22 protein-coding genes are annotated in these 23,106 nt (G+C 68.3%); 9 read left to right on the top strand and 13 right to left on the bottom strand.

Annotated features, from left to right (window positions below; all coding sequences use genetic code 11):
- Nucleotides 1-38 precede the first annotated feature (38 nt).
- The 4 genes from coaD to NTY77_15465 are packed head-to-tail and all read left to right on the top strand — an operon-like array spanning nucleotide 39 to nucleotide 2,891.
- The gene (gene coaD, locus NTY77_15480) at nucleotides 39-539 is read left to right on the top strand and encodes a pantetheine-phosphate adenylyltransferase (protein ID MCX5796896.1); all 501 of its coding nucleotides are present in this window, start codon (nucleotides 39-41) and stop codon (nucleotides 537-539) included.
- Nucleotides 540-574: 35 nt separating this feature from the next.
- Nucleotides 575-1,462, top strand: a complete 888-nt coding sequence (locus tag NTY77_15475; protein MCX5796895.1) for a protease complex subunit PrcB family protein — start codon at nucleotides 575-577, stop codon at nucleotides 1,460-1,462.
- Complete coding sequence (locus NTY77_15470) at nucleotides 1,459-2,085, top strand: TatD family nuclease-associated radical SAM protein (protein ID MCX5796894.1); 627 nt, start codon at nucleotides 1,459-1,461, stop codon at nucleotides 2,083-2,085. The genes NTY77_15475 and NTY77_15470 overlap by 4 nt, the downstream gene beginning before the upstream one ends.
- A 2-nt stretch (nucleotides 2,086-2,087) precedes the next feature.
- Nucleotides 2,088-2,891 carry a YihY/virulence factor BrkB family protein gene (locus NTY77_15465; GenBank protein ID MCX5796893.1) on the top strand — a complete coding sequence of 268 codons (804 nt, stop codon included), beginning with the start codon at nucleotides 2,088-2,090 and terminating at the stop codon, nucleotides 2,889-2,891.
- Between the two features lies 1 nt (nucleotide 2,892).
- On the opposite strand, the gene NTY77_15460 is transcribed toward NTY77_15465, so the two are convergent.
- Entirely contained in the window at nucleotides 2,893-4,890 is a 1,998-nt protein-coding gene (locus NTY77_15460; GenBank protein MCX5796892.1) for a glycogen/starch synthase, read from the bottom strand.
- A gap of 374 nt (nucleotides 4,891-5,264) precedes the next feature.
- Between NTY77_15460 and NTY77_15455 the strand changes: the two genes are divergently transcribed.
- Nucleotides 5,265-6,230 (top strand): hypothetical protein, encoded by a 966-nt coding sequence (locus NTY77_15455; GenBank protein ID MCX5796891.1) that lies wholly within the window; start codon nucleotides 5,265-5,267, stop codon nucleotides 6,228-6,230.
- Nucleotides 6,231-6,332: 102 nt separating this feature from the next.
- Here the strand turns inward: NTY77_15455 and NTY77_15450 are convergent, their stop codons facing one another.
- From NTY77_15450 to raiA, 12 genes are read right to left on the bottom strand one after another with little or no spacing between them, the layout of a single operon-like run.
- Complete coding sequence (locus NTY77_15450) at nucleotides 6,333-7,667, bottom strand: nodulation protein NfeD (GenBank protein MCX5796890.1); 1,335 nt, start codon at nucleotides 7,665-7,667, stop codon at nucleotides 6,333-6,335.
- A 12-nt stretch (nucleotides 7,668-7,679) separates the two neighbouring features.
- Nucleotides 7,680-8,699: a signal peptidase I gene (gene lepB / locus NTY77_15445; GenBank protein ID MCX5796889.1), complete on the bottom strand. Its 1,020-nt coding sequence runs from the start codon at nucleotides 8,697-8,699 to the stop codon at nucleotides 7,680-7,682.
- A 13-nt stretch (nucleotides 8,700-8,712) separates the two neighbouring features.
- A complete protein-coding gene (gene lepA, locus NTY77_15440) occupies nucleotides 8,713-10,521 on the bottom strand; it encodes a translation elongation factor 4 (protein ID MCX5796888.1) in 1,809 nt (602 codons plus the stop codon).
- Nucleotides 10,522-10,526: 5 nt separating this feature from the next.
- Nucleotides 10,527-12,251: a phosphoenolpyruvate--protein phosphotransferase gene (gene ptsP, locus NTY77_15435; GenBank protein ID MCX5796887.1), complete on the bottom strand. Its 1,725-nt coding sequence runs from the start codon at nucleotides 12,249-12,251 to the stop codon at nucleotides 10,527-10,529.
- A complete protein-coding gene (locus tag NTY77_15430) occupies nucleotides 12,248-12,574 on the bottom strand; it encodes an HPr family phosphocarrier protein (GenBank protein ID MCX5796886.1) in 327 nt (108 codons plus the stop codon). The genes ptsP and NTY77_15430 overlap by 4 nt, the downstream gene beginning before the upstream one ends.
- Entirely contained in the window at nucleotides 12,574-13,353 is a 780-nt protein-coding gene (locus NTY77_15425) for a PTS system mannose/fructose/sorbose family transporter subunit IID (GenBank protein ID MCX5796885.1), read from the bottom strand. The genes NTY77_15430 and NTY77_15425 overlap by 1 nt, the downstream gene beginning before the upstream one ends.
- Entirely contained in the window at nucleotides 13,350-13,976 is a 627-nt protein-coding gene (locus tag NTY77_15420) for a PTS sugar transporter subunit IIC (GenBank protein MCX5796884.1), read from the bottom strand. The genes NTY77_15425 and NTY77_15420 overlap by 4 nt, the downstream gene beginning before the upstream one ends.
- Nucleotides 13,973-14,455, bottom strand: coding sequence for a PTS sugar transporter subunit IIB (locus NTY77_15415; GenBank protein ID MCX5796883.1), 483 nt, complete (start codon nucleotides 14,453-14,455; stop codon nucleotides 13,973-13,975). The genes NTY77_15420 and NTY77_15415 overlap by 4 nt, the downstream gene beginning before the upstream one ends.
- Nucleotides 14,456-14,459: 4 nt before the next feature.
- Nucleotides 14,460-14,873, bottom strand: coding sequence for a PTS sugar transporter subunit IIA (locus NTY77_15410; protein MCX5796882.1), 414 nt, complete (start codon nucleotides 14,871-14,873; stop codon nucleotides 14,460-14,462).
- A 13-nt stretch (nucleotides 14,874-14,886) separates the two neighbouring features.
- The gene (gene rapZ / locus NTY77_15405) at nucleotides 14,887-15,753 is read right to left on the bottom strand and encodes an RNase adapter RapZ (protein MCX5796881.1); all 867 of its coding nucleotides are present in this window, start codon (nucleotides 15,751-15,753) and stop codon (nucleotides 14,887-14,889) included.
- Nucleotides 15,750-16,703 (bottom strand): HPr(Ser) kinase/phosphatase, encoded by a 954-nt coding sequence (gene hprK, locus NTY77_15400; GenBank protein MCX5796880.1) that lies wholly within the window; start codon nucleotides 16,701-16,703, stop codon nucleotides 15,750-15,752. Before hprK ends, rapZ begins: the two co-directional genes overlap by 4 nt.
- A gap of 5 nt (nucleotides 16,704-16,708) precedes the next feature.
- Nucleotides 16,709-17,257: a ribosome-associated translation inhibitor RaiA gene (gene raiA / locus NTY77_15395; GenBank protein ID MCX5796879.1), complete on the bottom strand. Its 549-nt coding sequence runs from the start codon at nucleotides 17,255-17,257 to the stop codon at nucleotides 16,709-16,711.
- A 303-nt stretch (nucleotides 17,258-17,560) separates the two neighbouring features.
- On the opposite strand from raiA, the gene dnaA reads away from it, so the two are divergent.
- From dnaA to gyrB, 4 genes are all read left to right on the top strand, one after another.
- The gene (gene dnaA / locus NTY77_15390; protein ID MCX5796878.1) at nucleotides 17,561-18,907 is read left to right on the top strand and encodes a chromosomal replication initiator protein DnaA; all 1,347 of its coding nucleotides are present in this window, start codon (nucleotides 17,561-17,563) and stop codon (nucleotides 18,905-18,907) included.
- A gap of 152 nt (nucleotides 18,908-19,059) precedes the next feature.
- On the top strand, nucleotides 19,060-20,175 hold the full coding sequence (dnaN, locus tag NTY77_15385) for a DNA polymerase III subunit beta (GenBank protein MCX5796877.1): 1,116 nt from the start codon (nucleotides 19,060-19,062) through the stop codon (nucleotides 20,173-20,175).
- A complete protein-coding gene (locus NTY77_15380) occupies nucleotides 20,172-20,474 on the top strand; it encodes a DUF721 domain-containing protein (protein MCX5796876.1) in 303 nt (100 codons plus the stop codon). The genes dnaN and NTY77_15380 overlap by 4 nt, the downstream gene beginning before the upstream one ends.
- Nucleotides 20,475-20,521: 47 nt before the next feature.
- On the top strand, nucleotides 20,522-23,104 hold the full coding sequence (gyrB, locus tag NTY77_15375) for a DNA topoisomerase (ATP-hydrolyzing) subunit B (GenBank protein ID MCX5796875.1): 2,583 nt from the start codon (nucleotides 20,522-20,524) through the stop codon (nucleotides 23,102-23,104).
- The last annotated feature ends 2 nt before the right edge of the window (nucleotides 23,105-23,106 follow it).

Genomic DNA, 23,106 nt, shown 5'->3' with positions numbered 1-23,106 from the left:
TCTCTAGCGCCCTTGCGCAGAATTGCTAGAATGGCCGCATGAGCCAGATCGCGGTCTACCCGGGCAGTTTCGACCCCCTCACCAAGGGGCATCTCGACATAATCCAGCGCGCCTGCCGCCTCTTCGAACACGTCATCGTGGCGGTGTCCAACAACCCCGTCAAGAAGGCCACCTTCAGCGTGGCCGAGCGCATACAGATGGTGGAGTCCGCAATCCGGGACCTGCCCAACGCGGACGTGGACACCTTCGCGGGCCTGCTGGTCGACTACCTCAAGGTCAAGAAGTCGCGCCTGCTCATCCGCGGCCTGCGCGCGGTCTCGGACATGGAGTACGAGTTCCAGCTGGCGGACATGAACCGCCGCCTCTACCGCGAGGTGGAGACCGTCTTCCTGATGCCGGACGAGCAGTACACCTACCTGTCCTCCTCCATAGTCAAGGAGGTGTGCGCGCGCGGCGCCTCCGCCGACGCCTTCGTCCCGCCCGCGGTGGCGCGCATGCTGCGCCGCAGGTTCGCGGTCAAGGGCAAGGGCAGGAAGTAGGGGGGGCCGCCGCCGCCTGCCGCGGTGTCCCACGGATGATAAGAAGACCGGTCACGACCGCCGTCGCCGTCCTGGCTTTGGCCCTGTGCGCCGGCCTGGGCCTGGTGTTCCTCAACGCCTACCGCAAGGGCATCACCATCCGCCTGGGCGAGGGCGGCCGGCCGGGCCTGCCGCCCCCGCCGCCCACCGCTTCGGCCCTCCCGGACGAGCAGTCCCAGCGCTACACCAACGAGCAGATGCACGCCATGCTCCAGCAGGAGACCTCCCAGCTGGGCATCCAGCGCTTCGTGCCGCGCGGCGAGACCGAAGAGGAGCCCACCCAGGGCTTCCTGGGGCCCCGCTTGGGCGGCCCCGGCTCCCGCGCCCAGGCCGAGTCCGCCATCCGCGAGCTCGCGCGCCTGCGCCGCACCGTGGACGCCGGCAAGAAGAAGCCCGTGCCCCTCGCGGGCCGGGTCGTGCCGGTGCTGGCGGCGCCCGAATCGGGCGGCGCCGCCGTCGAGCCTGAGCCCCGGGCGCCCAAAGCCCCCCGCAAGCCCAAGGCGGCGGAGCCCGCGCCCCAGCCCCAGGCCATAGGGCCGGGAGCCTGGTCCGGGCTCTACGGCGGAGTCGAAGAAGGCACGCTCACCATCTCCGACGCCAAGTCCTGGGCGGACCTCTGGGGCCGCCTGTCCCGCAAGCCCGCCCCCCGCCTCGACTTCTCCCGCCAGCAGGTCGTGGGCGTGTTCCTGGGGCCCCAGCCCACCGGCGGCTTCCGCGTGGAGATCTCCTCCGCGGTGACCGCTTCGCCCACGGCCGTGGTGGTGAGCTACCGGGCGCTCTCCCCCGCCGCCGACCGCACGCCGCCCGAAGGCGCGACCGCGCCCTACGCCCTGCGCGCCATAGAGCGCACCGACCGGCCCGTGCGCTTCGAGAAGTCCCCATGAAAAAACCGGCCGCGCCCACGGTGGCCTACCCCTTCAAGACCGGGATCTATCTCAACATCACCAACCGCTGCCCCACGGCCTGCCGCTTCTGCATCAAGCGCCTGCTCAAGTGGCGTTTCGAGCGCTGGAACTTCCGCCTCTCCGGCGGCGAGCCGAGCGTGGCCCGCATCCTGGAAGCCTGCGCGCAGGCCGCCGGCCGCCGCTCGTTCTCCGAGATCGTGTTCTGCGGCTACGGGGAGAGCACCTACCGCCTGCCCGACCTGCCCGAGCTCTGCGCGGGCCTGCGCCGCCAGCACCCGGGCGCCCGCCTGCGGCTCAACACCGTGGGCCTGGGCAGCCTCATCTGGGGCCGGGACATCGCCCCGGAGCTGGCCCGCCTCATCGACGCGGCGGCCGTGAGCCTCAACACCGCGGACCCCGAGCAGTGGCTCGGCCTGATGGCGCCGCTGGCGCCTTTCCGGGAGAAGGGCTATGCGGCCGCGCAGGAGTTCGTGCGCGGCTGCGCGGCCGCGGGCCTGCAGACCACGGTGACCGCGGTGCGCCTGCCGGGGGTGGACATGCCCGCGGTGCGCCGCCTGGCCGCTTCGCTGGGCGCCTCCTTCCGCGCCCGGCCCGCGCTGTGAGCATGGACGAGCGGCCCGAGCCGGAGGCGAGCTCTTTCGCGCGCTCCTTCGACCTGGCCGCGGAGGTGGGCTTCTACTTCCTCTTCTCTCTGTTCCCCTTCATCCTCTTCTTGATGACCATGATCCGGCACCTGCACTTCCAGGTGGACGCGGCCAGCCTGATGGCCGTAAGCCGGGACTTCCTGCCGGATTCCATCTATAGTCTCATCATACCTCCCGCGGTCAAGACTTTGGTCTCGACCAAGGGCCGTCTGGCCCTGCCCGCGCTCTTGGCCTGCCTCTGGACCGCTTCCGCGGCGGTCTCGAGCCTCCTGGCCGCGATCAGCCGCATCAACGGCCTGCGGCCCACCGTGAGCAGTTATTGGAAGTCGAAGCTCCTGTCCTTGCTCTTCACGGTGGTCTTCGGCGCGCTCCTGGCCGTCGCCCTCTTCCTCTTGTTCCTCGGGCCGTGGCTCCACGCGACGCTGACCGCGCACCTGGGCTTCGCCGCGTTCTGGCGCACGGCGCTGGTCGCGGCCCGGTGGGCCATGGTGCTGTCTTTGATGCTGCTGACCGTGAGCGCGGTCTATCGCTTCTCCCCGGGCGCGCGGCGGCACCGGATCACGCCCGGCGCGCTCTGCGCCGTGGCGGGCTGGGTCCTGGCCTCCAAGGCCTTCGCCCTCTACATGGCCTACTCGGTCCGGCTCAACGCCTTCTACGGGAGCATGGCCACCCTCCTGGCCCTGATGAGCTGGCTCTACCTGATGGCGCTCATGGTGCTCCTGGGGGCGCGGCTCGACCGGGAGCTGGCGGTCCGGAAGGGTTGACTCAGCGCGGGACGAGGCGGCGCAGCAGGGCCTCGTATGCGTCCAGGGCCGGGCCCCAGGAGGAGTCCTTCTCCATGGCCGTGCGGCGCGCCCGGGCCAGGAGCGCCGGGTCGCGATAGGCCTTGACCGCGGCCGCGATGGTCTCGGCCAGGGCGGCGGCCGTGGGCGCCTGGATGAAGAACCCGTCTCCGCGCTCCGCGTTCGCGCGCAGGTCCGTGACCGTGTCGGCCAGGCCGCCGGTGCGGGTCACCAAGGGCAGGGTCCCGAAGCGCTGGGCGATGAGCTGGGACAGCCCGCAGGGCTCGAACCGGGAGGGCATGAGCAGGAAATCCCCGGCCGCGTAGACCAGGTGCACCATGATCTCGTCGAAGGGGTGCACGGCCACCTGCCCCGGGTGAGCGCGCGCGAGTTCCGCGGCCTTGGCTTCGAGCTCCTTGTCGCCCGAGCCAGTGATGGCGAGCTGCCCGCCTAGGCGCAGCACCGCCTCGGCCGCTTCCACGACCAGGTCTATGCCTTTCTGCTCGGCCAGGCGCGAGGCCACCACGAAGAGGGGCGCGTCGGGCTTCCGGTCGAGGCCCAGGCGGCGCTGGAGCTCGGCCTTGTTGGCGGCCTTGCCCGCGGCCGCGTCGTCCGTCCCGTACTGGCTCACGATGTGCTCGTCCGTGCGGGGGTCGTTCAAGGCGGGGTCCACGCCGTTGAGGATGCCACTGACGCCGTCGGGCCGGGCGTTGAGCGCCCCCTCCAGACCCATTCCGAACTCGGCCGTGCCCCGGATCTCCTTGGCGTAGGTGGGGCTGACTGTGGTGACCGCGTCGGCCAAAGCCACGCCGGCATGGAGGAAATTGGTGTCGCCGTTCCTGCCTACCGGCCCGGAGTCCACATCCTGGGCCGAGAAGCCGAGCTTGAGCGCGGCGTCGCGTCCGAACACGCCCTGGTAGGCGATGTTGTGGATGGTCAGCACCGTGCGGGTGGCGGCGAAGAAGGGGTCGGCCTGATAGACCAGCTTCAGGAACGCGGGGATGAGGGCCGCGTGCCAATCGTGCGCGTGCACCACGTCGGGCCTGATGCCCAGGGCCTTGGCCGCCTCGAGCACGGCCCGGGAGTAGAAGCCGAAGCGCTCGTCTGCGTCCGCGCCCCGGCTCGCGTCGTAGGCGTCGTTGGGGGAGTCGGCCATGCCGGCCGTGTAGCCGGAATAGGGCCCGCCGTCGCGGTCGTAGTAGCCGGCGTGGTGGATGAGCACCACGCGCACGCCTTCACGCTCTCCCTGCAGGAGCAGGGCCCGCTCCATCCTGCCGTTGACGGGGACGAACACCTCGCCCGCGGGCTTGAGGTCCAGACCGTCGCGGCGCAGCTGGCGGTAATCGGGGAGGATGAGGGTCACGTCGTGGCCGCGGGCCGCCAGCCCGCGCGAGACGGCGTCCACCACGTCGGCCAGGCCGCCGGTCTTGACGAAGGGCACGGCCTCGGCGCCGGCCACGATGATGGAGAGGGGCCTGGCCTTGGTCGCGCCGTCGAAAGCGGCGCCGAGCTGCGCGGCCTTCTCTTCAGCGGGCGGGGCGCGCTCACCGTTGGCTCCCGGGGGCGCCGCCGCCTGCCGGGCTGCGGCGAGCGGGGCCGGCGCTGGCTCGGCCGGCGCCGCGGGAGCGATGAGGGGTGCGGACTGGGGGATGGCGGCTGGCGCGGGCTGGAACTGGGGCGCAGCCCGGACCATGGCGGACGGCGCGGGCTGAAACTGGGGCGCGGCGGCGTTCTGCCGGACCACGGGGCTCGGCGCCGCATGGACCGAGACCGAAGCGTCGAGGCCGGACGCGGAGAGCGGGGTCAAAACAAGTCCTTGGCCCTGGTTCTGCGCGGCCAGCACCGAGCCGGCAGCGGCCGGGGCCGCGTTGACGGGCAGACCGCGCTGGACTATGGCTTCGACCGCCGCGGCAGAGGCGCCCGCGGGAAGCAGGCCGCAGGCCAAGAGAAATGTCAAGGAATAAGTCACGCGAGATGTCATCTATGATATTGTGCGCGCGCGGGAGCTTTCGCTCCAGGGCAATAGGGCCTGGGGAGCGGGGCCAATCCGCCTAGGCCCGGAGACCCGGCAAAGCCTTGCCACCGAGCCTTCCGCGGGTCATGGCACGCAAGCCGACAAGGCGCGCCCGGGCGCCGGCCTCCGGACAGCGCGGGCTTCAGCGTTCTGCGCTGGATCCTCGTCCGATGGCGGTGGAGCGGCCGCGCGCTCTTGCCGGGGAATGGAACTTTTTTGCCGCTCAATCGTATAGATACTATGTCCGGACACAGTTCAGCAAGAAGTATGGCCCGGGCCGATAGGCAACAGCCGCGGCTGGGGGCATAGGCAGCACGCGGCCATTGGGAGACAGGGGGATCATGGACCTCAAACAGCTGGACGACGATGCGCTCTTGGCGCAACTCAAGATGCTAGTCCGCAGAGAGCAGGAAGACGTGTCCCAGATCATCGCGCATCTCGCGGAAGTCGACAGCCGGGAATTAATCTTGGAACGGTCCTTCCCATCCCTGTTCGCCTACTGCGTCAGGGAGCTCGGCTACACGGACGCCGCCGCCTATCTGCGGATCCGCGCGGCCAGGGCGGCACGGCTCTTCCCTCAAGTGATCGACCTGCTCCGTGCCGGCGAGCTGTCCCTGGAAACCATCCTCCGCCTGCATCCCCATCTGGATGGGCCGGATGGCGCTCGGCTTCTTGCGTCAGCCCGAGGCAAGAGCAAGCGGGATGTCGAGACCCTGGTCGCTGGTCTATCCCCCCTGCCAGACAGGCCCGACTTCGCCCGCGTCATTTCGGTCGGCCCAAGGCCCCAGGCTCGGCCCGACACGGATGAAGAGTCCCTGTTCGCGCCCTGCGCCCAGGAGTCTACAATACCCTCTCAGTCCCCGGGACAGTCTGGGTCGGACGGAGAACCCCTTCCGGTGCCCCCGGCACAGCCCCGGCCGGACGGAGAACCCCTTCCGGTGCCCCCGGCACAGCCCCGGCCGGACGGAGAACCCCTTCCGGTGCCCCCACCGCCGGTGGCGCCGCCAGCCCTTCAACCGCCGCCAGGCGGACCAGCAATCATCAAGCGCGTCCAGTTCGCCTTCACGGCCGACGAGGAACTCCTCCTGCTGCTGCGCCGCGCTCAAGAGGTCCTATGGCACAAGTATCCGTCGGGGCGGTTCGAGGACATCTTCCGCGACGCGCTGATCGCCTTGCTCCAGAGGAAGGACATGGATGTCCGCGTCTTCGGCAAACTGCCGGAGGGCGTGGTCGCCAAATTGCCGGAGGCAAGGAACCGTCAAAAACGCGGCCCCAACGCGCTGCGGCTCCCCGAAAACCTTGTTTGATGCCCGAGAGCGGGGGCATGGTGTCCGGCTCAAGCCCGCGATGATCGAGATGCCTATCACGAAGGTCTTGCGCGTGTCCGGCCGGGCAGGGCTCGGCCGGCGCTAGGCCTTGCGCCGGACCCTGAGGGTCAGCCCTTCCTCGTCTTCGACCTTCACCGCGGTCCCGGCCGGGATGTTCCCCTCCAGGCTCTCCGCTTTCCACAGCTCGCCGCCCAGCGCGACCGTGCCGGCCGGGTCGAGCGCGGTCTGCGCCACTCCGAGCCGGCCGATCATTCCCTCCGCGCCGCTCTTGGAGCGCTTGCGGAAGGCCTGCGTCGCGATGAAGAGCAAGCTGGCCACCAAGGCCACCAGCGTGCCTAGCGTGCTGACGATGATGCTCATGGAGACGGCGACGCCACCGCCGCTGTTGCGGAAGAGCATCAAGGTCCCGAAAAGGATGGACGCGGTCGCGGTCACGGCCAGGAGCCCGTAGCTGTGCACCTTGAGCTCCAGCACGTAGAGCAAGAAGCCCAGCATGATGAGCAGGACCCCGGCGAAGCTCGCGGACAAGGTCTGGAATGAGTAGAAGGCCATGATGAGCGAGACCACCCCCACGATGCCGGGCAGGATGAGGCCCGGGCTATAGAGTTCGATCAAGAGGCCCGAGACGCCCAGGGTCATCAGGATCATCGCGATGTTCGGATCCGCCACGGCCGCCAGGACCTTCTGCCGGCCCGTCATCTCGAAACGCACGGTCTTGGCGCCCTTGGTGCGCAAGGGATGCCCCTTGAAATCGGCCAGCTCCTTGCCGTCCACGGCCGCGAGCAGCTCGTCCAGGCTCTTGGCCTCCAGGTCCACAACGCGCTCGCGCACGGCCGCCGAGGAGACGATGGAGGTGCTCTTGGTCACGCCCTGAAAGGCCCACTCGATGTTGCGGCCCCGGCGCCCGGCGATGGCCTGCAGGTAGGCGGCCGAGTCGTTGACCATCTTGCCTTCCATCACGTCGTCCTTCATCTGCGCGCCCTTCTCCTTGCCCGGCATCGCGGGCATGGTCCCGAGCTGCACCGGGTGCGCCGCGCCGATGTTGGTGCCCGGGGCCATCGCGGCCACGTGCGCGGCCATGGTGATGAACACCCCCGCCGAGGCCGCGCGGGCCCCGGCCGGAGCCACGTAGACGATCACCGGGACCGCGGAGGCCAGGATCGCCTTGACGATGTCGCGCATGGACAGGTCCAGCCCGCCCGGCGTGTCGAGCTCGATGACCAGCGCGCCGCAGCCCCGGCGCTCCGCGGCCGCCACGGCCCCCGCCAGGTACTCGGCGGCCGACGGGTTGATCACGCCGGAATACGCGGCCACCAGGACCTCGGGCGGCGGCGCGGGTTTGGACGGCGACACGGATTGGGGCGGCGCGGCAAGGGCCAGGCCCGACAGCACGGCCAGGACAGCGGTCTTCAGCATAAGCTCACTCCGTCACAGCACCGTCTTCATGCGCGAGGGCGGCCAATACAGGAACCAGGCGCGGCCCTTGAGGTACTTCTCCGCCACCGGACCCCAGTAGCGCGCGTCGCAGGAGCGGTCGCGGTTGTCGCCCATCACGAAAAAGCTGCGCGGCGGGACCCGCACCGGCCCGAAGAAGTCCCGCGGCCCGGAGTAGGGGGGCGAGAATTCCAGCGCCCGGTCGAGGGCATGGGCCTCCCAGAGCTTCTGGTACTGCTCCGGGCCCAGGTCCTTGGCCTTCATGGGCGCGGCCTCGCGCGAGGCCCCGTCGAGGTACTGGGCGTAGGGCTCGTCGGTCAAGGGCTGGCCGTTGACGATGACCCGGCCGTTGCTGACCTGCACGGTGTCGCCCGCCACGCCGATGACCCGCTTGATGAAGTCCTTGCCGTACTGGATGGAGCCGCAGTGCAGCTCCCGCGGGTCGTCCACCGGGAAGCGGAACACGATCACGTCTCCCCGCTGCACCTGCCGCAAGGCCAGGATGCGCTTGCCCGTGAAGGGCACGCGCATCCCGTAGATGAACTTGTTGACGAAGAGGTGGTCGCCCTCCAGCAGCGTGTTGCGCATGGAGCCCGAGGGGATCTTGAAGGCCTGAACCACGAAGTACATGAGCACCGAGGCCAGCAGCACGGCCGAGAACACGGTCTCGGCCCACTCCAGGTCCTCGCCGAGGAAGTAGCGCCGCCCCTCGGGCGCGGAGCCCTTGGCCAGCCCGCGCCAGAAGCCGACGGCGGCGGCGATGGCGCCCGCCGCGAGGCTCGGGTAGAGCTCGGTGGTGGACACCGCCTGGGCCGCTATGGAGATGAACTTGGCCCGGCTGTCGAGCGACATCATGATGACCCAGACCGCGGAGAAGGCGGAGAGCCCGCAGAAGACCCCGTGCCAGAGGCCGGACTTGACGGCCGTGTCCAGGGATTGGGACTCGCTCCAGCGCTTGCTCAGCCACGCGAAGGCGCCCATGGCCAGGCCTACGAAAAAGAGTCGTTCTTCCATTCAGCTCATCCTCTCACTTCTTGTCTTCGTCGAGCCGCAGCACGGCCAGGAAGGCCTCCTGCGGCAGCTCCACCGCGCCGAACTGCTTGGCGCGCTTCTTGCCTTCCTTCTGCTTGGACAGCAGCTTGCGCTTGCGGGTGATGTCTCCGCCGTAGCACTTGGCGATGACGTCCTTGCGCTTGGCGCCCAACGTCTCGCGGGCGATGATGTGGTTGTTGATGCGGGCCTGGATGGCCACCTCGAAGTTCTGGCGGTGGATGAGCTCCTTGAGCTTGGCGCACATCTGCCGGCCGACCTGGTAGGCCTTGTCCTGGTGCACGATGGAGCTCAAGGCGTCCACCGGGTCGCCGTGGATGAGGATCTCCAGGCGCGTCATGTCCGAGGCCCGATAGCCCTCCTCGGAGTAGTCCAGCGAGGCGTAGCCCTTGGACACGGACTTGAGGCGGTCGTAGAAGTTGACCACCATCTCGCAGAGCGGCAGATGGTAGCGGATGAGCATCCGGTTGGCCGCGATGTACTCGATGCCCAGGTACTCGCCGCGGCGCTCCTTGAGGAGGTTGAGGACCCCCTCCTGGTACTCCACCGGAAGCACGATCGTGACCAGGACGTAGGGCTCCTCGATGGTCTGGATGTCGCCGTGCTCCGGGAACTTGGCCGGGTTGTCGATGACCCTCCAGTCGCCCTTGCGGCTCTGCACGCGGTAGACCACGTTGGGGCTGGTGGCGATGAGGCTGAGGTCGAACTCCCGCTCCAGGCGCTCCTTGACGATGTCCATGTGCAGCAGGCCCAAGAAGCCCAGGCGGAAGCCGAAGCCCAGGGCCTCGGAGCTCTCCGGCGAATAGTTGAAGGAGCTGTCCTCCAGGTTGAGTTTCTCGAGCGCCGCGGCCAGGTCCTGGTAGTCGGCCGGATTGACCGGGAAGATGCCCGCGAAGACCACCGGCTTGGCTTCCTTGTAGCCGGGCAGGGGCGCGGTCAGCGGCCGCGCGCCCTCCATCAGGGTGTCGCCGACGCGCACCTGATGGATGTCCCGGATGCCGCAGATGACGTAGCCGACCTCGCCCGCGGAAAGGTGCGCGGCCACGGCCATCTTGGGGACCAGGTAGCCCACCTCCTCCACGGTCACCTCGTGGCTGGTGGAGAAGAAGCTGATCTTCATGCCGGCCTTCAGGGTCCCGTCCACCACGCGCACCAGCAGGATGACCCCGCGGTACACGCTGAAAGAAGAGTCGAAGATCAGGGCGGAGAGGGGGGCTTCGATCCGGCCCTGCGGCGGCGGGATGTCGCGCACGATGGCGTCGAGCACCTCTTGGGTGCCCAGGCCCACCTTGGCGGATATGGCGATCGGGTCGTCCTCGATCTTGAGGGTGTCGCAGATCTGGGCGTGGACCCCCTCCACGTCCGCGGCGGGCAGGTCCACCTTGTTGATGATGGGGATGAGCTTGAGGTCCAGGGCCTGGGCCAAAGTGGCGTTGGCCAAGGTCTGCGCCTCCACGCCCTGGGTGGCGTCCACCACCAGCAAAGCGCCCTCGCAGGCCGCCAGGGCCCGGGACACCTCGTAGGAGAAGTCCACGTGGCCGGGGGTGTCGATGAGGTTGAGCACGTACTCGGTCCCGTCGGCCGCCTTGTGGTTCATGCGCACGGCCTTGGCCTTGATGGTGATGCCGCGCTCGCGCTCGAGCTCCATGGAGTCCATGACCTGGGCCTGCATGTCCCGGGAGGAGATGGTGCCCGTGGCCTCCAGCAGCCGGTCGGCCAGGGTGGACTTGCCGTGGTCGATGTGGGCGATGATGGAGAAGTTGCGGATGCGCGCGGGGTCGGTCATCTGTCTCAGAGCCCTTGCTCGCGCATGAGGCGGCGGATCTCCTCGGAATCCGAGCAGGTCACCGCCTTGGCCACAAGCTTGGCCATGGCCGCGGCGCGCAGGCCGCGCACGGTCTCCTTGACGCGCAGGTACATCCGCGGCGAGATCGAGAGGCAGTCGCAGCCCATGCCCACCAGGAGCGGCACCGCGTGCGGGTCCGAGGTCATCTCCCCGCAGACGCTGACCCATTTGCCGGCCCGGTGCGCCACGGTCACCACGTTCTGGATGAGGCGCAGGACCGCGGGGTGGAACGGGTCGTAGAGATGGGTCACGTGCTCGTTGACGCGGTCCACGGCCAGGGTGTACTGGATGAGGTCGTTGGTGCCCACGGAGACGAAGTCGCAGTGCGGCAGGAAGGCGTCGAGGAGCACGGCCGCGGCGGGGATCTCCACCATGATGCCCAGCTCCACGCTCTTGGGCGTCTCGACCCCCTCGGCCTGGAGCTCCGCGACCGCCTGCGCCAGCAGGCGGCGCACGGCCTGGACCTCGGACACCGCGGAGACCATGGGGATCAGGATCTTGACGTTGCCCTTGGCCGTGGCCCGCAGGATGGCGCGCAGCTGGGTCTTGAAGAGGTCGAGATGGCGCAGGAACAGGCGCACCCCGCGCAGCCCCATGAACGGGTTGGTCTCGTTCTGGGGCCCCTCGAGGCCCATCTGGGTGAGGCGGTCGCCGCCGATGTCCGCGGTGCGGATGACCACGGGATGCGGGGCCATGGCCTTGGCCACCGCGGCGTAGGCCTTGGCCTGCTCATCCTCCGGCGGCGCGGCGGGCCGGTTCATGAAGAGGTACTCGGTGCGGAACAGGCCGATGCCGTCGGCCTGCAGGGCCAGGACGCTCTTCATCTCCTCCGGGTTGTCCAGGTTGATCTCGAGCCGGAAGCGCTTGTCGTCCAAAGTGACCGCGGGCAGGCCCTTGAGGGCCTCCAGCGCCCGCTCCGCTTCGTGCTCCGCCGTCTTGGCCTTCTCGTACTTGGCCACGGCCTCGGGGGTGGGGCTGATGATCACCAGCCCCTGCTCGCCGTCGAGGATCACCGTGTCGCCGGCCTTGATCCGGCGGCTCACGTCCGAGAGCCCCACCACCGCCGGGATCTCCAGGCTCTGGGCCAGGATGGCGGTGTGGCTGGTCTTGCCGCCCAGGTCCGTGGCGAAGCCCAGGATGCGGCTCTCCTTGAGGTTGATGGTGTCGGAGGGCAGCAGGTTGCGCGCGATCAGGACGCACGGGTGGTCGATGTCTCCCAGGCTGCGGCGGACGCGCTTCATGAGATGCGCCAGCAGGCGCTTGCCCACGTCGAAGAGGTCGTGGCGCCGCTCCCGGAAGAACTCGTCCTCGAGCTTCTCGAACTGCTGGTTGACGGCCTCCAAGGCCTCGGAGAGGGCGAACTCCGCGTTGACGCCTTCGCCCAGGATGCGCTTGGGCACGTCGTGGGTGATCAGGGTGTCGCGCAGGATGAGGCGGTGGGCGTCGATGAGCCGGGCGTGGTTCTTGCCCAGGAGCTTGAGCACCTTGGCCTCGGCCGCGTCGAGGTCCCGGTGCGTGGCCTTCTGGGCCGCCTTGAAGCGCGCCACCTCCGAGCGCAGGCGGTCGCGGGAGATCTCCGTGCGCGTGACCACGATCTCCTCGTCTTCGAGGATGTAGGCCTTGCCGATGGCGATGCCCGGGCTGGCTCCGATGCCCTTGATGATGATCATCGCCCGCCCGCCTTCCTGCGCATGCGCTCCTCGAAGACTTTCTCGGCCGCCTGTTCGTCCTCGATCTCCCGATACGCCGCGAAGAGCATCTCGATGCTCTCCAGGGCCTCCTTCTCGTCCGGGCCGGTGATGCGCAGGGTGATCTGGGAGCCGCACTCCGCCCCCAGCAGCAGCATCTGCATGACGCTCTTGCCGTTCACCTCGGTCCCGTCCTTGCAGACCATGATCTCGCTCTTGAACTTCGACGCCGTGGTCACGATCTTGCCGGCCGGCCGCGCGTGCAGCCCCAGCTTCGGCGTCACGGTCAGGGTCTTCTTGACCATCACAGCCACCCCGCCCAGGATGCGGCGCCCCCGGCCAGGACCGCCGCCGCGTAGAGGCGGTAAGGCGAGACCCGGGCCGCGCGCAGCAGCAGGGCCGCCGCCAGCGCGCAGGCGCCCACCAGCCGCTGCGGCGGCGGCGCGGCACGCAGCAGCAGGGCCGCCGCGGCCAGGACCAGGACCAAGCCCGCCGCGCGCAGGATCCGGATCACCCGCTGCACGGGCCAGCCCTTCAGGCGCGCCGCGATCTGGTCGCGCCAATCGTAGCCGAGCCGCAGCAGGCCCCAGCGCATGGTCAGGGCCAAAGCGTTGTGCACGAGCAGGTAGGCCACCACCGCCCACGCGGCCGCCCACGGGGGCCGGTCCCAAAGCGCCAGCGCCACCGCCGCGGCCAGGCCCGCGCAGAGCGGCCGCAGGGCCCCCCAGAACAGGGCGTCGCCCACCCCGGCCAAGGCCGAGGCCGCCGCCGTCTTCAGGGTCTTCAGCCGCTGGACCAGCAGATCGCGGCGCTCCCCGGCCGGCGCCGCGGCCGCTTCCTCCTCCAGGGCGCAGACCATGCCCACGACCAAGGAGGCCATGTAGGGCTGGGTGTTGAAGAACTCGTGGTGCCGCAGGCGCGCCGCGCGGGCCGCCGCGTCCTGTCCGGCCCAGCAGCGCGCCAGCCAGGGCTCCAGGCAGAAGGCCAGGCCCAGGCTCTGCATGCGCTCGAAGTTCCAGCCCCACTGGATCAGCAGGCTGCGTCCGAACAGGCGGCCCTGCATGCCGGCGCTCATCCCGGTCATGCTCTCAACCTAAGGGCGTACAGCGCCACGCCCAGGCCGAGCCAGGGGGCCAGCCTCCAGCCCGACTCCAGGCCGGCGAGCAGGACGCGCGGGGCGCGGAACCAGAGGGCGCCCAGGGACGGGCCGGCCACGCAGACGCAGACGAGCAGGACCGCGAAGGTGGCGGCCGCCTGCTCGGCCAGGGCCCGCCCCAGCATGCCGCCCCAGGGCGGCGTTCCGCCGTCCCGCAGGAGCCTCTCCGCGGCCCCGCAGAGGGCCCCGCGGCGGTAGCGCAGGCCCGTCTCGATCTTCTGGTGCGCCCAGCCCGCGGCCAGGCCCGCGGGCAACGCCGCGGCGGCCGGCAGGGGGCGCGGGCCGCAGGCCATGAGCACGGCGGCGGCCGCGGCCACCGAGGCGCTCAGCGGCAGGCGGTCGCCCACGGGCACGTCGTCGAGGCTCAGCAGCTCGCAGCACAGGCCCAGGGCCAGGCCGGCCTGCGGCGCCCCCAGCAGCAGCCCCAGCAGGGGCCCGAGCACCAGCGGGCGGGAGAGCATGAACTGGCCGACCTGGACCACGTCGAGCTCCACCAAAGCGACGAGGGCCGCGCCGCCCACGGGCGCCAGCCACCCAGCCCAGGGGCTCATGCGCGCCCCCCCAGCAGCGCCGCGATGTCCAGGGCCGGGTCCCCGGGCAGGGCCCGCCCCTCCAGCGCCACGCCGCGCCCCGAGATGGCGCCCAGGGCCGCGCGGTCCTCGTCTCCCAGGAAGATCGCCTTGCCCAGCTGCACCCGTCCCGCGGTGTAGTGCAGCCCGCCCACGTTGACCGCGGCGCAGGCCACGCCCAGCTCCAGCAGGCGCAGGGCCTCGCGGGGCCCGGGCACCAGGGCCAAGGCGCGGCGCGGGTCGGCGGCGTCGAGCAGCCGTTGGGCGGCCCGCTCCACGGGCAGGACCAGCAGCGCGACGCCTTCGGGCATGGCCATCTCCATGAGCATGGTCTGGGTCTCGTCGGCGGCGGCCGCGTCGCAGGCCACCACCACGGCCTGCGCCTTGAGGTGCGGGATCCAGCCGATGACCACCTGCCCGTGGACGAGCCGGTCGTCGATCCGCAGCAGCGCGATGTCCATGGCGTCAGCCCGCCCGCGCCAGGAAGCGCCGGCGCACGTCGCAGACCGATTTCTGCCCGTCGGACAGGACCTTCTCCACCAGGGCCGGCAGGGCGGTGTCCGCCCGGTGGCTGAAGGCCGAGACCAGCATGTAGAGGTTGACCCCGGTGACCATCTCCACGCCCGGGAGGCTGCGCACCAGGGGGAAGGCCAGGTTGCTGGGGGTGCCCCCGGGCATGTCCGTGAACAGGATGAGGCCGTCGGCGCCGCCGAGCTCCGCGACGGCGCGGCGGATGCGCTCGCGCAGCTCTGCCACCGAGACCCGCGGGGAGATGGAGAGGACCTTCACCCCCTCCTCCTGGCGCCCCACGATGGACTCGGCGGCCTCGGCCAGGTAGGCCCCGAACTCGCCGTGGGTGACGATGAGGAAGTTGATCACTGTCTGGGTGCCCTCAATGGCTGATGTCGCGATGGAATTCCTGGATGGAGTGGCCGGAGGAGCGCAGTTTCTGCGCCAGGTAGCGCGTCACGAAGACGCTGCGGTGATGCCCCCCCGTGCAGCCCACCGCGATGGTCAGGTAGGACTTGCCCTCCCGGACGTAGTGGGGCAGCAGGCCGCTGAGCATGGGGACCAGCTCCTCGAGGAACTTGCGCGCGATGGGCTGGGCCAGGATGTAGCGCTGCACGCGCGGGTCCAGCCCGGTCAGCCGCCGCAGCCCGGCCACGTAATGCGGGTTGGGCAAGAAGCGCATGTCCAGCACGATGTCCGCGTCCATGGGCAGGCCGAACTTGTAGCCGAAGGAGACGATGTTCAGGGCCATCTCCCGGGCGCGGGTGAGCTCCAAAGTCTCGGAGAGCCGCTCCTTGAGCTCGCCCAAGGTCATGGCGCTGGTGTCGATGACCTGGTCGGCGATCTCCTTTATGGGCAGCAGGCGCCGCCGCTCCTCGCGGACCGCCTGGTCCACCCGCTTTCCCAGGGGGTGGCGGTGCCGGGTCTCCGAGAAGCGCTGGATGACGACCGGGTCCGAGGCGTCCAGGAAGATGGTGCGGTGGTCCACGCCGCGGCTCTTGAGGCGCTCCAGGATGGCGGGCAGCCCCGCGAGGAAGCGCCCCTCGCGGATGTCCATGCCCAGGGCCACGCGCTTGAGGTGCTCGGAGCGCGCCAGCAGGTCCGCGAAATGGTCCAGCAAGGCGATGGGCAGATTGTCGATGCAGGAGAAGCCGAAGTCCTCGAAGCACTTCAGGGCCTGGCTCTTGCCGGCCCCGGAGATGCCGGTGATGATGTAGACCTTTCGGGCCGCCGCGGCCGCCTTCCTCATTGCGCGCGCATCCTCTCGATGAGCCTCTGGTTGAAGGTCTCGGCCGCGAAATATCCCTGGTTGCGCAGGCGCTGGTTCAGGGCCGCCACCTCGATGATGACCGCCAGGTTGCGGCCCGGGCTGACCGGGATGCGGATCTGCGGGATATCCACGTCCAGGATGTTGGTCTTCTTGTTGTCCAGCCCGGTGCGGTCGTAGGTGGTCTGCGCGCTCCAGGCCGACAGGTGGATGGAGAGCTCGATGCGCGTGTGGTCCAGGATGGCGCCGATGCCGAAGAGGAGCTTGACGTCGATGATCCCCAGGCCGCGCACCTCCAGGTAGTGCTTGAGCGGCTCCGGGCAGGAGCCGCGCAGGACCCCGCCGCGGTGGTGCCGGATCTCCACGGCGTCGTCGGCGACCAGGATGTGCCCGCGCTTGAGCAGTTCCAGGGCGCACTCGGATTTGCCGATGCCCGGTTCGCCCTGGATGAGCACGCCCAGGCCGTAGATGTCCACCAGCACCCCGTGCACCGTGGTCTTGGGCGCGAGCTTCTCCTCCAGGACGTCGCCCAGCTCGGCGACCAAGGTGGCGGTGTCCAGGCTCGAGCGCAGAAGCGGCACCCCGTTCTGGCGGCAGACGGACACCAGGACCCCCGGGGTCTTGAGGTTGTGGGTCAGGATCAGGCAGGGCAGCTCCCGCGGCCGGCACATGGCCGCCAGCGCGGCGGTCAAGCGCGCCCGCGGCGCCTTCAGGCAGTAGGCCTGCTCCCCGAAGCCGATGATCTGGATGCGCTCCGGCCGGAAGTGCTCCAAGAAGCCGCTGAGGGCCAGGCCCGGACGGTTGAGGTCCATGACCCTGATTCCCCGGCCCAGCGATTTCTCCCCCGCGATGAGCTCCAGCTTGAGGTTGTCCCTCTGCTCCCGCAGCAGGTCGCTGACGGTGAAATCCACGGCTCCCGGGCGTCGCGCCATGCGGTCTAGCGCTCGGACTTCTTCACCGGCTGCACGACGGCGTAGGACTCGTCGTCGCGGCGGAAGACCAGCCGGATCTGCTTGGAGTCCCGGTCCTGGAACAGGCGGAAGGAGTGGCCCAGGCGCTCCATCTCCCGGACCGCCTCGCCGGCGGACATGGGCGCCATGGCCTGCCGGACGACCGAGAACTGGACGGGCGCCGGCGGCGGGTCGAAGATGGGCTCCCCGCGCACCGCGCGCACCGAGCCCTTGCCGGCGCGCGTCTTGAAGCGGGTCCGCGTCTTCTCCTTGAACTTCTTGAGCTGGGCGTCCATCTTGGCGGAGGCCAGGTCCACGGCGGAGTAGAGGTCGCTCGCCTCGGCCAGCGCCCGGAAGGTCTGGCCCGGCGCGTGGATGAGCACTTCGCACTTGTGCGCCCGTTTCTCGATGAAGATGAAGACCTGGCTCCAGACGATATGCTCGAAGTATTTCTGGGCGCGCTCCATCCTTTCGTTCACATAGCCGCGGATGGCGTCGGTGATCTTGAGTTGCTTCGCCGTCAGTTGTATCTCCACAGCCGCTCCTTGCTCAGATGAGAATAGCCGATAGCGCCTTATCAGCTCCTGCGCGGACACAAAGAGCCGGGCGCCGAGGGTGTATTGAAGCACTAAAGGCGTTTAGCTGTCAATCGCGTGTAATATAGCGAGACTATATCTCAATTGTTACGTTTGACTGCTTCTTCAAAAAGAGCTAGCATATTGCCCGTGTCAAATCAGGGCGCGTCGACTTTGGCTTCGGCGCTCGGCGGCCGTCCAAATATGATTGTTTTTGAACAGATATTCGAAGCCGTGGGACTTATGCACACCTGTGGATAACTTGTGAATACCCAGGACCCGCAGGCCCTCTGGTCGCAGACCGTCGATCGCCTGCGCTCCGAGATCGGGGAGGACGCGGACCTTTGGCTGCGCCCCATCGCGGCCCTGCGTCTCGACGGCCAGGTCCTCCGCCTCAAGGTCCCCAACAAGTTCTTCTCCGACGGGATCAAGGACCGGTATCAGAAGCGGCTCATCTCGATCTTCAAGGACCTGACCGGCCTGGACATCGGCATCGACTACGAGATCAGCACGGATCTCAAGAACCGCCTGCCCGCCTGCGACCCCATCCCCGGCCCGAGCGCCCAGTCGGAGTTCCCGCTCAGCGAGTTCAACCCGCGCTACACCTTCGCCTCGTTCGTCGTGGGAAAATCCAACCGCCTGGCCTACGCCACGGCCGAAGCCATCGCGGCCACGCCCGGCACCCAGTACAACCCCTTCTTCCTCTACGGCGGCGTGGGCCTCGGCAAGACCCACCTGCTCCACGCCATCGGCAACGCCCTGCGCCAGGCCTTCCCGCGCTCGCGCGTGCTCTACACCACGGCCGAGGAATTCGTCAACGACTACATCAACTCCATCCACCACCGCAAGACCGACGACTTCCGGGCCAAGTACCGCAACCTCGACTGCCTGCTCATCGACGACATCCAGTTCCTCATCGCCAAGGAGCAGAGCGAGCAGGAGTTCTTCCACACCTTCAACGCCCTGCACGAGTCGCGCCGGCAGATCGTGGTCACCTCCGACCGGGTGCCCAAGGAGATGACCCCTTACGAGCGCCGCCTGGTCTCGCGCTTCGAGTGGGGCCAGGTGGCCGACATCACCCCCCCGGACCTGGAGACGCGCATCGCCATCCTGCGCAAGAAATCCGAGCTCGAGCAGTTCTACGTCCCGGACGACGTCATCCTGTTCGTCGCCTCCACGGTCAAGAGCAACATCCGCCTTCTGGAGGGCTCGCTGATCCGGCTCAAGGCCTTCGCGTCCATGACCGGCAGCAGCCTGACCGTCGACGGCGCCCGGGAGATACTGAAGGACTCCCTGCCCCACGACGTCTCGAGCCCGATCCAGATGGAGACCATCCAGCGCCTGGTCGCCCACAAGTACTCGCTCGACGTCAAGGACCTCAAGGGCCAGCAGCGCACGGCCTCCATCGCCTTGCCGCGCCAGCTGGCCATGTACCTGGCCTCGGTGATGACCGACCTCTCTTCGACCGACATCGGCCGCGCCTTCGGCGGCCGCGACCACACCACCGTCCTGCACGCCCGCAAGAAGATCCAGAAGATGCTCGATGAGGACCCGTTCTTCCTGGAGCTGGTCAACAAGCTGCAGTCCGACATCAAGTCTGTGGAGAATTAGGGGGATGATGACCGCGAACTCGGCCGGGGCGGGCGCGCTGTGCAAAGGGTGGATAACTTCCCCTGATTATCACCAGCGGCGCGCGGCCCGGCTGAGACGGGGCGTCCCCCGAAGAGGCTCTTTTCCGACCCTATTAAGAGGATGATGATAAAATGAAGATACACTGTCATAAAGAAGACCTGGCGAAAGGCATCCAAACCATACAATCCGCCCTGTCCTCCCGGACCACTCTGCCCATCCTGCTCAACTTCATGATGGAGACGGAGAGCTCCAAGATCAAGGTCGTCTCCACGGACCTGGAGATGGGCGTCAAGCACTACCTCCCCGCGGAGGTGGAATCGGACGGGAGCATCACCATCCCGGCCAAGAAATTCTCGGACATCCTGCACAGCCTGCCGGACGGCCACGAGGTGGAGCTCATGGTGGACGCCGGCGACAAGGTCCAGATCAAATGCGGGCGCTCGCGCTTCTCCATCATCGGGGCCCCGAAGTCCGAATATCCCGTCCTGCCCGAATTCGACTGGAAAGAGGCGTTCTCTCTGCCCATGGGCCTGGTCGCGGACATGGTGCGCAAGACCATCTTCGCCGCCTCCTCCGACGAGACCCGGCACGTGCTCAACGGCGTGTACTGGTCCGCCAAGAAGGGGACCCTGGAGATGGTGGCCACCGACGGCCGCCGCCTGGCCATCGTGGGGCGCAAGGGCGCGCTGAAGGACCGGGAGTTCCAGATCATCGTGCCCACCAAGATCCTGGGCGAGTTGCTGCGCCTGCTGGGCGCCCTCGACGTCAAGCCGGATTGCCAGGAGAAGCTGCAGGTCGGCGTGACCGATAACCAGATCGTCTTCCAGGCCAAGGAGACGACCTTGCTCTCGCGCCTGATCGGCGGCACCTTCCCGAACTACGAGCAGGTCATCCCGAAGAAGAAGGACATCTCGGTCGTCCTGGGCGCCGGGGAGCTGCTGGCCGTCACCAGAAGGGCGGCGCTCTGCGCCCTGGATCGCGGGGGCTCGGTCAAGTTCGCCCTGCAGAAGGGAAGCCTGCACATCTCGGCCTCATCCCCGAACCTGGAGTTCAACGACGAGCTGGAGGTGGCGTACGCGGGCGCCGATTTCCAGGTCGCCTTCAACCCCCATTTCATGGTGGACGCCCTGAAGCACATCGATTGCGAGAAGGTGTCTTTGGGCTTCACCAGCCCCGTCAACCCGGTCCTCATAGAGCCGGTGGACGGATCGGACAGCCGCTTCGTCATCATGCCCATGAGGATATGAGCGTCCAGCGCAAGAGGCCGTGCTGGTCGACCGGCGGCGACCTGGTCCGGTCGTTCCAGTGGCGCGCGGGGATGACCGGCGACCGCATGGTCATCCTGGGCGCGGTCTGGCAGAAGGAGCTGGGTCATCTCTGCGGGCACTGGGAGCTGGTCGGCTTCAAGCACGGGACCGTCTACGTCAAGCCGAAGTCGGCGGCGGCCGCGCAGGAGCTGCAGCTGCGCGCCGCCGGCGTCGTGCGCAGCCTTAATAAATATTTCGATCGCGCCTGGATCAAGAGCATCAAGGTCGCGGCGCGATGAGCCGGGCCGGGTCGTCGTCCCCCCCTGAGAAGGGGAAGCGGAGGGATATGTCTCAGACCACGACGGAGAAGGACGACACGAAGGCGGCGGGCGCCAAGAGCGCCCAGGAATACAACGCTTCCAAGATCCAGGTCCTGGAAGGCCTGGAGGCGGTGCGCAAGCGGCCCGCCATGTACATCGGCTCCACCGGGCCCGCCGGGCTCCACCACCTGGTCTACGAGGCCGTGGACAACTCGGTCGACGAGATCCTGGCCGGCCGCTGCAGCTCGGTCGACGTCATCCTGCACGAGGGCAACTCCTGCACGGTGCTCGACAACGGCTCGGGCATCCCGGTGGACCCCATGCTGGACCCCAAGCTGCCGCGCAACCTGCGCGGCAAATCGGCCCTGGAAGTGGTCATGACCGTGCTGCACGCCGGCGGCAAGTTCGACCACAGCGCCTATAAAGTCTCCGGCGGCCTGCACGGGGTGGGCATCTCCGTGGTCAACGCCCTCTCCGAGGCGGTCACGGTCGAGGTCTACCGCGAGGGCAAGGTCTGGACCCAGTGCTACAAGCGCGGCAAGCCGGTCGACGACGTGAAGGTCACGGGCAAGACCGACGAGCACGGCACGCGGGTCACCTTCAAGCCCGACGTCGAGATCTTCGGCGAGAACCAATTCTCCTACGACGTGCTCTGCAACCGGCTGCGCGAGCTGGCCTTCCTCAACGCCGGCGCCAAGATCACCATCATCGACGAGCGCGAGGACAAGAAGCACACCTTCCACTACGAGGGCGGCATCAAGCAGTTCGTGCAGTACCTCAACGCCAACAAGAAGACCCTGTTCTCCGAGCCCATCAGCTTCACCAAGGAGCGCGAGGAGGTCTCGGTCGACCTCGCCATCCAGTACAACGACGACTACTCCGAGAACGTCTACAGCTTCGTCAACAACATCAACACCCCGGAGGGCGGCACGCACCTGGCCGGCTTCCGCTCGGCCCTGACCCGGGTGGTCAACGACTACATCAAGAAGTACGACATGCTCAAGGGCAAGAACTACACGGTGCAGGGCGACGACGCGCGCGAGGGCCTCACCGCGGTGCTCTCGGTCAAGATACCCAACCCGCAGTTCGAGGGCCAGACCAAGACCAAGCTGGGCAACGCCGAGGTGGAGGGCGTGGTCAAGTCCCTGGTGGGCGAGGTCCTGGGGATCTTCTTCGAGGAGAACCCGGCCACCGCGAAAGCGGTCTGTCTGAAGGCCATGGCCGCGGGCGAGGCGCGCGAGGCCGCGCGCAAGGCCAAGGAGCTCACCCGGCGCAAGGGCGTGCTCGACGGCTCGTCCTTGCCGGGGAAGCTCGCGGACTGCCAGGAGCGCGAGCCGGAGCGCTCCGAGCTCTTCATCGTGGAGGGCGACTCGGCCGGCGGCTCGGCCAAGCAGGGCCGCGACCGCGCCTTCCAGGCCATCCTGCCCATCAAGGGCAAGATCTTGAACGTCGAGAAGGCCCGCCTGGTCAAGGTCCTCTCCAACGAGGAGGTGCGCACCCTCATCTCCGCCATCGGCACCGGCATCGGGCAGGTCCGCGAGGCCGCGCCGGCCGGCGAGGCGGCGGCGGGAGAGCGGGATTACGAGGAGGGCCTCAAGCCCGAGAAGCTGCGCTACCACAAGCTCATCATCATGGCCGACGCCGACGTGGACGGGCAGCACATTCGGACCTTGTTGCTGACATTTTTCTACCGGCAGATGAACGAGCTCATCAAGCGCGGGCACGTCTACATCGCCCAGCCGCCGCTGTTCAAGGTCAAGAAGGGCAAGACCGAGATGTACGTGGACAACGAAGAGAAGATGGAGAAGTGGCTTCTCAACGAGGGCCGCAACTCGGTCGAGATCACGGCCTTCAACCCGGCCAACGGCAAGTCCAAGAAGCTGGACTCCGACGACCTCAAGGACCTCCTGAAGCTGCTGGCCGATCTCGAGAACCTGCTCAGGCATCTGGAGCGCAAGAGCCTGCACCTGGAGGATTTCCTGGCCTACAAGGAGCAGGCCAAGCTCCCCCTCTACCGCGTGGAAGAGACGGCCGGGGAGTACGTCTACTTCTACAGCGACAAGGAATGGCGCGAGTACCGGGACAAGCACGTCGCCGACCAGAAGGCCAAGCTGGCCGAGGAGCACAAAGGCAAGCCGCTGGCCGAAGGCGAGGTCCCGGTGGAGGTCGACGAGGAGGCCCTGGAGCCGGACATGCAGGAGCTCTGGGAGATGCCCAAGCTGGCGGCGCTGGACAAGAGTCTCTCGGAGATGGGCCTCAATCTGAGATGGTATGAGGTCTTGCGCGACGAGAAGACCAAGCCGCTCTTCAAGAACAAGACCGCGCACGGCGAGAGCGAGGGCTACAGCCTGCGGGACCTGCTGGAGTGCGTGCGCGACGCCGGCCGCTCCGGCGCCACCATCCAGCGCTACAAGGGCTTGGGCGAGATGAACCCGGACCAGCTCTGGGAGACGACCATGGACCCCAAGCGGCGCCGCCTGCTGCAGGTGACGATGGTCGATATCGCGGACGCGGAGAACGCTTTTACGACGCTCATGGGAGACCGGGTGGAGCCGCGCCGGCAATTCATCGAGCGGCACGCCAGGGAAGTCAAGAATCTCGACATCTAGAG

This window comes from Elusimicrobiota bacterium (assembly GCA_026388095.1).
GTDB lineage: Bacteria > Elusimicrobiota > Elusimicrobia > UBA1565 > UBA9628 > UBA9628.
The sequence above is the reverse complement of the archived record's forward strand: the minus strand, read 5'-3'. Positions and strand labels throughout refer to the sequence as shown.

What these genes read in the sequence shown, in the direction of transcription:
- coaD (MCX5796896.1), top strand. Translation starts at nt 39, where the DNA reads ATGAGCCAGATCGCGGTCTACCCGGGCAGTTTCGACCCCCTCACCAAG.
- NTY77_15475 (MCX5796895.1), top strand. Translation starts at nt 575, where the DNA reads ATGATAAGAAGACCGGTCACGACCGCCGTCGCCGTCCTGGCTTTGGCC.
- NTY77_15470 (MCX5796894.1), top strand. Translation starts at nt 1,459, where the DNA reads ATGAAAAAACCGGCCGCGCCCACGGTGGCCTACCCCTTCAAGACCGGG.
- NTY77_15465 (MCX5796893.1), top strand. Translation starts at nt 2,088, where the DNA reads ATGGACGAGCGGCCCGAGCCGGAGGCGAGCTCTTTCGCGCGCTCCTTC.
- NTY77_15460 (MCX5796892.1), bottom strand. Translation starts at nt 4,890, where the DNA reads ATGACATCTCGCGTGACTTATTCCTTGACATTTCTCTTGGCCTGCGGC.
- NTY77_15455 (MCX5796891.1), top strand. Translation starts at nt 5,265, where the DNA reads ATGGACCTCAAACAGCTGGACGACGATGCGCTCTTGGCGCAACTCAAG.
- NTY77_15450 (MCX5796890.1), bottom strand. Translation starts at nt 7,667, where the DNA reads ATGCTGAAGACCGCTGTCCTGGCCGTGCTGTCGGGCCTGGCCCTTGCC.
- lepB (MCX5796889.1), bottom strand. Translation starts at nt 8,699, where the DNA reads ATGGAAGAACGACTCTTTTTCGTAGGCCTGGCCATGGGCGCCTTCGCG.
- lepA (MCX5796888.1), bottom strand. Translation starts at nt 10,521, where the DNA reads ATGACCGACCCCGCGCGCATCCGCAACTTCTCCATCATCGCCCACATC.
- ptsP (MCX5796887.1), bottom strand. Translation starts at nt 12,251, where the DNA reads ATGATCATCATCAAGGGCATCGGAGCCAGCCCGGGCATCGCCATCGGC.
- NTY77_15430 (MCX5796886.1), bottom strand. Translation starts at nt 12,574, where the DNA reads ATGGTCAAGAAGACCCTGACCGTGACGCCGAAGCTGGGGCTGCACGCG.
- NTY77_15425 (MCX5796885.1), bottom strand. Translation starts at nt 13,353, where the DNA reads ATGACCGGGATGAGCGCCGGCATGCAGGGCCGCCTGTTCGGACGCAGC.
- NTY77_15420 (MCX5796884.1), bottom strand. Translation starts at nt 13,976, where the DNA reads ATGAGCCCCTGGGCTGGGTGGCTGGCGCCCGTGGGCGGCGCGGCCCTC.
- NTY77_15415 (MCX5796883.1), bottom strand. Translation starts at nt 14,455, where the DNA reads ATGGACATCGCGCTGCTGCGGATCGACGACCGGCTCGTCCACGGGCAG.
- rapZ (MCX5796881.1), bottom strand. Translation starts at nt 15,753, where the DNA reads ATGAGGAAGGCGGCCGCGGCGGCCCGAAAGGTCTACATCATCACCGGC.
- hprK (MCX5796880.1), bottom strand. Translation starts at nt 16,703, where the DNA reads ATGGCGCGACGCCCGGGAGCCGTGGATTTCACCGTCAGCGACCTGCTG.
- dnaN (MCX5796877.1), top strand. Translation starts at nt 19,060, where the DNA reads ATGAAGATACACTGTCATAAAGAAGACCTGGCGAAAGGCATCCAAACC.
- NTY77_15380 (MCX5796876.1), top strand. Translation starts at nt 20,172, where the DNA reads ATGAGCGTCCAGCGCAAGAGGCCGTGCTGGTCGACCGGCGGCGACCTG.
- gyrB (MCX5796875.1), top strand. Translation starts at nt 20,522, where the DNA reads ATGTCTCAGACCACGACGGAGAAGGACGACACGAAGGCGGCGGGCGCC.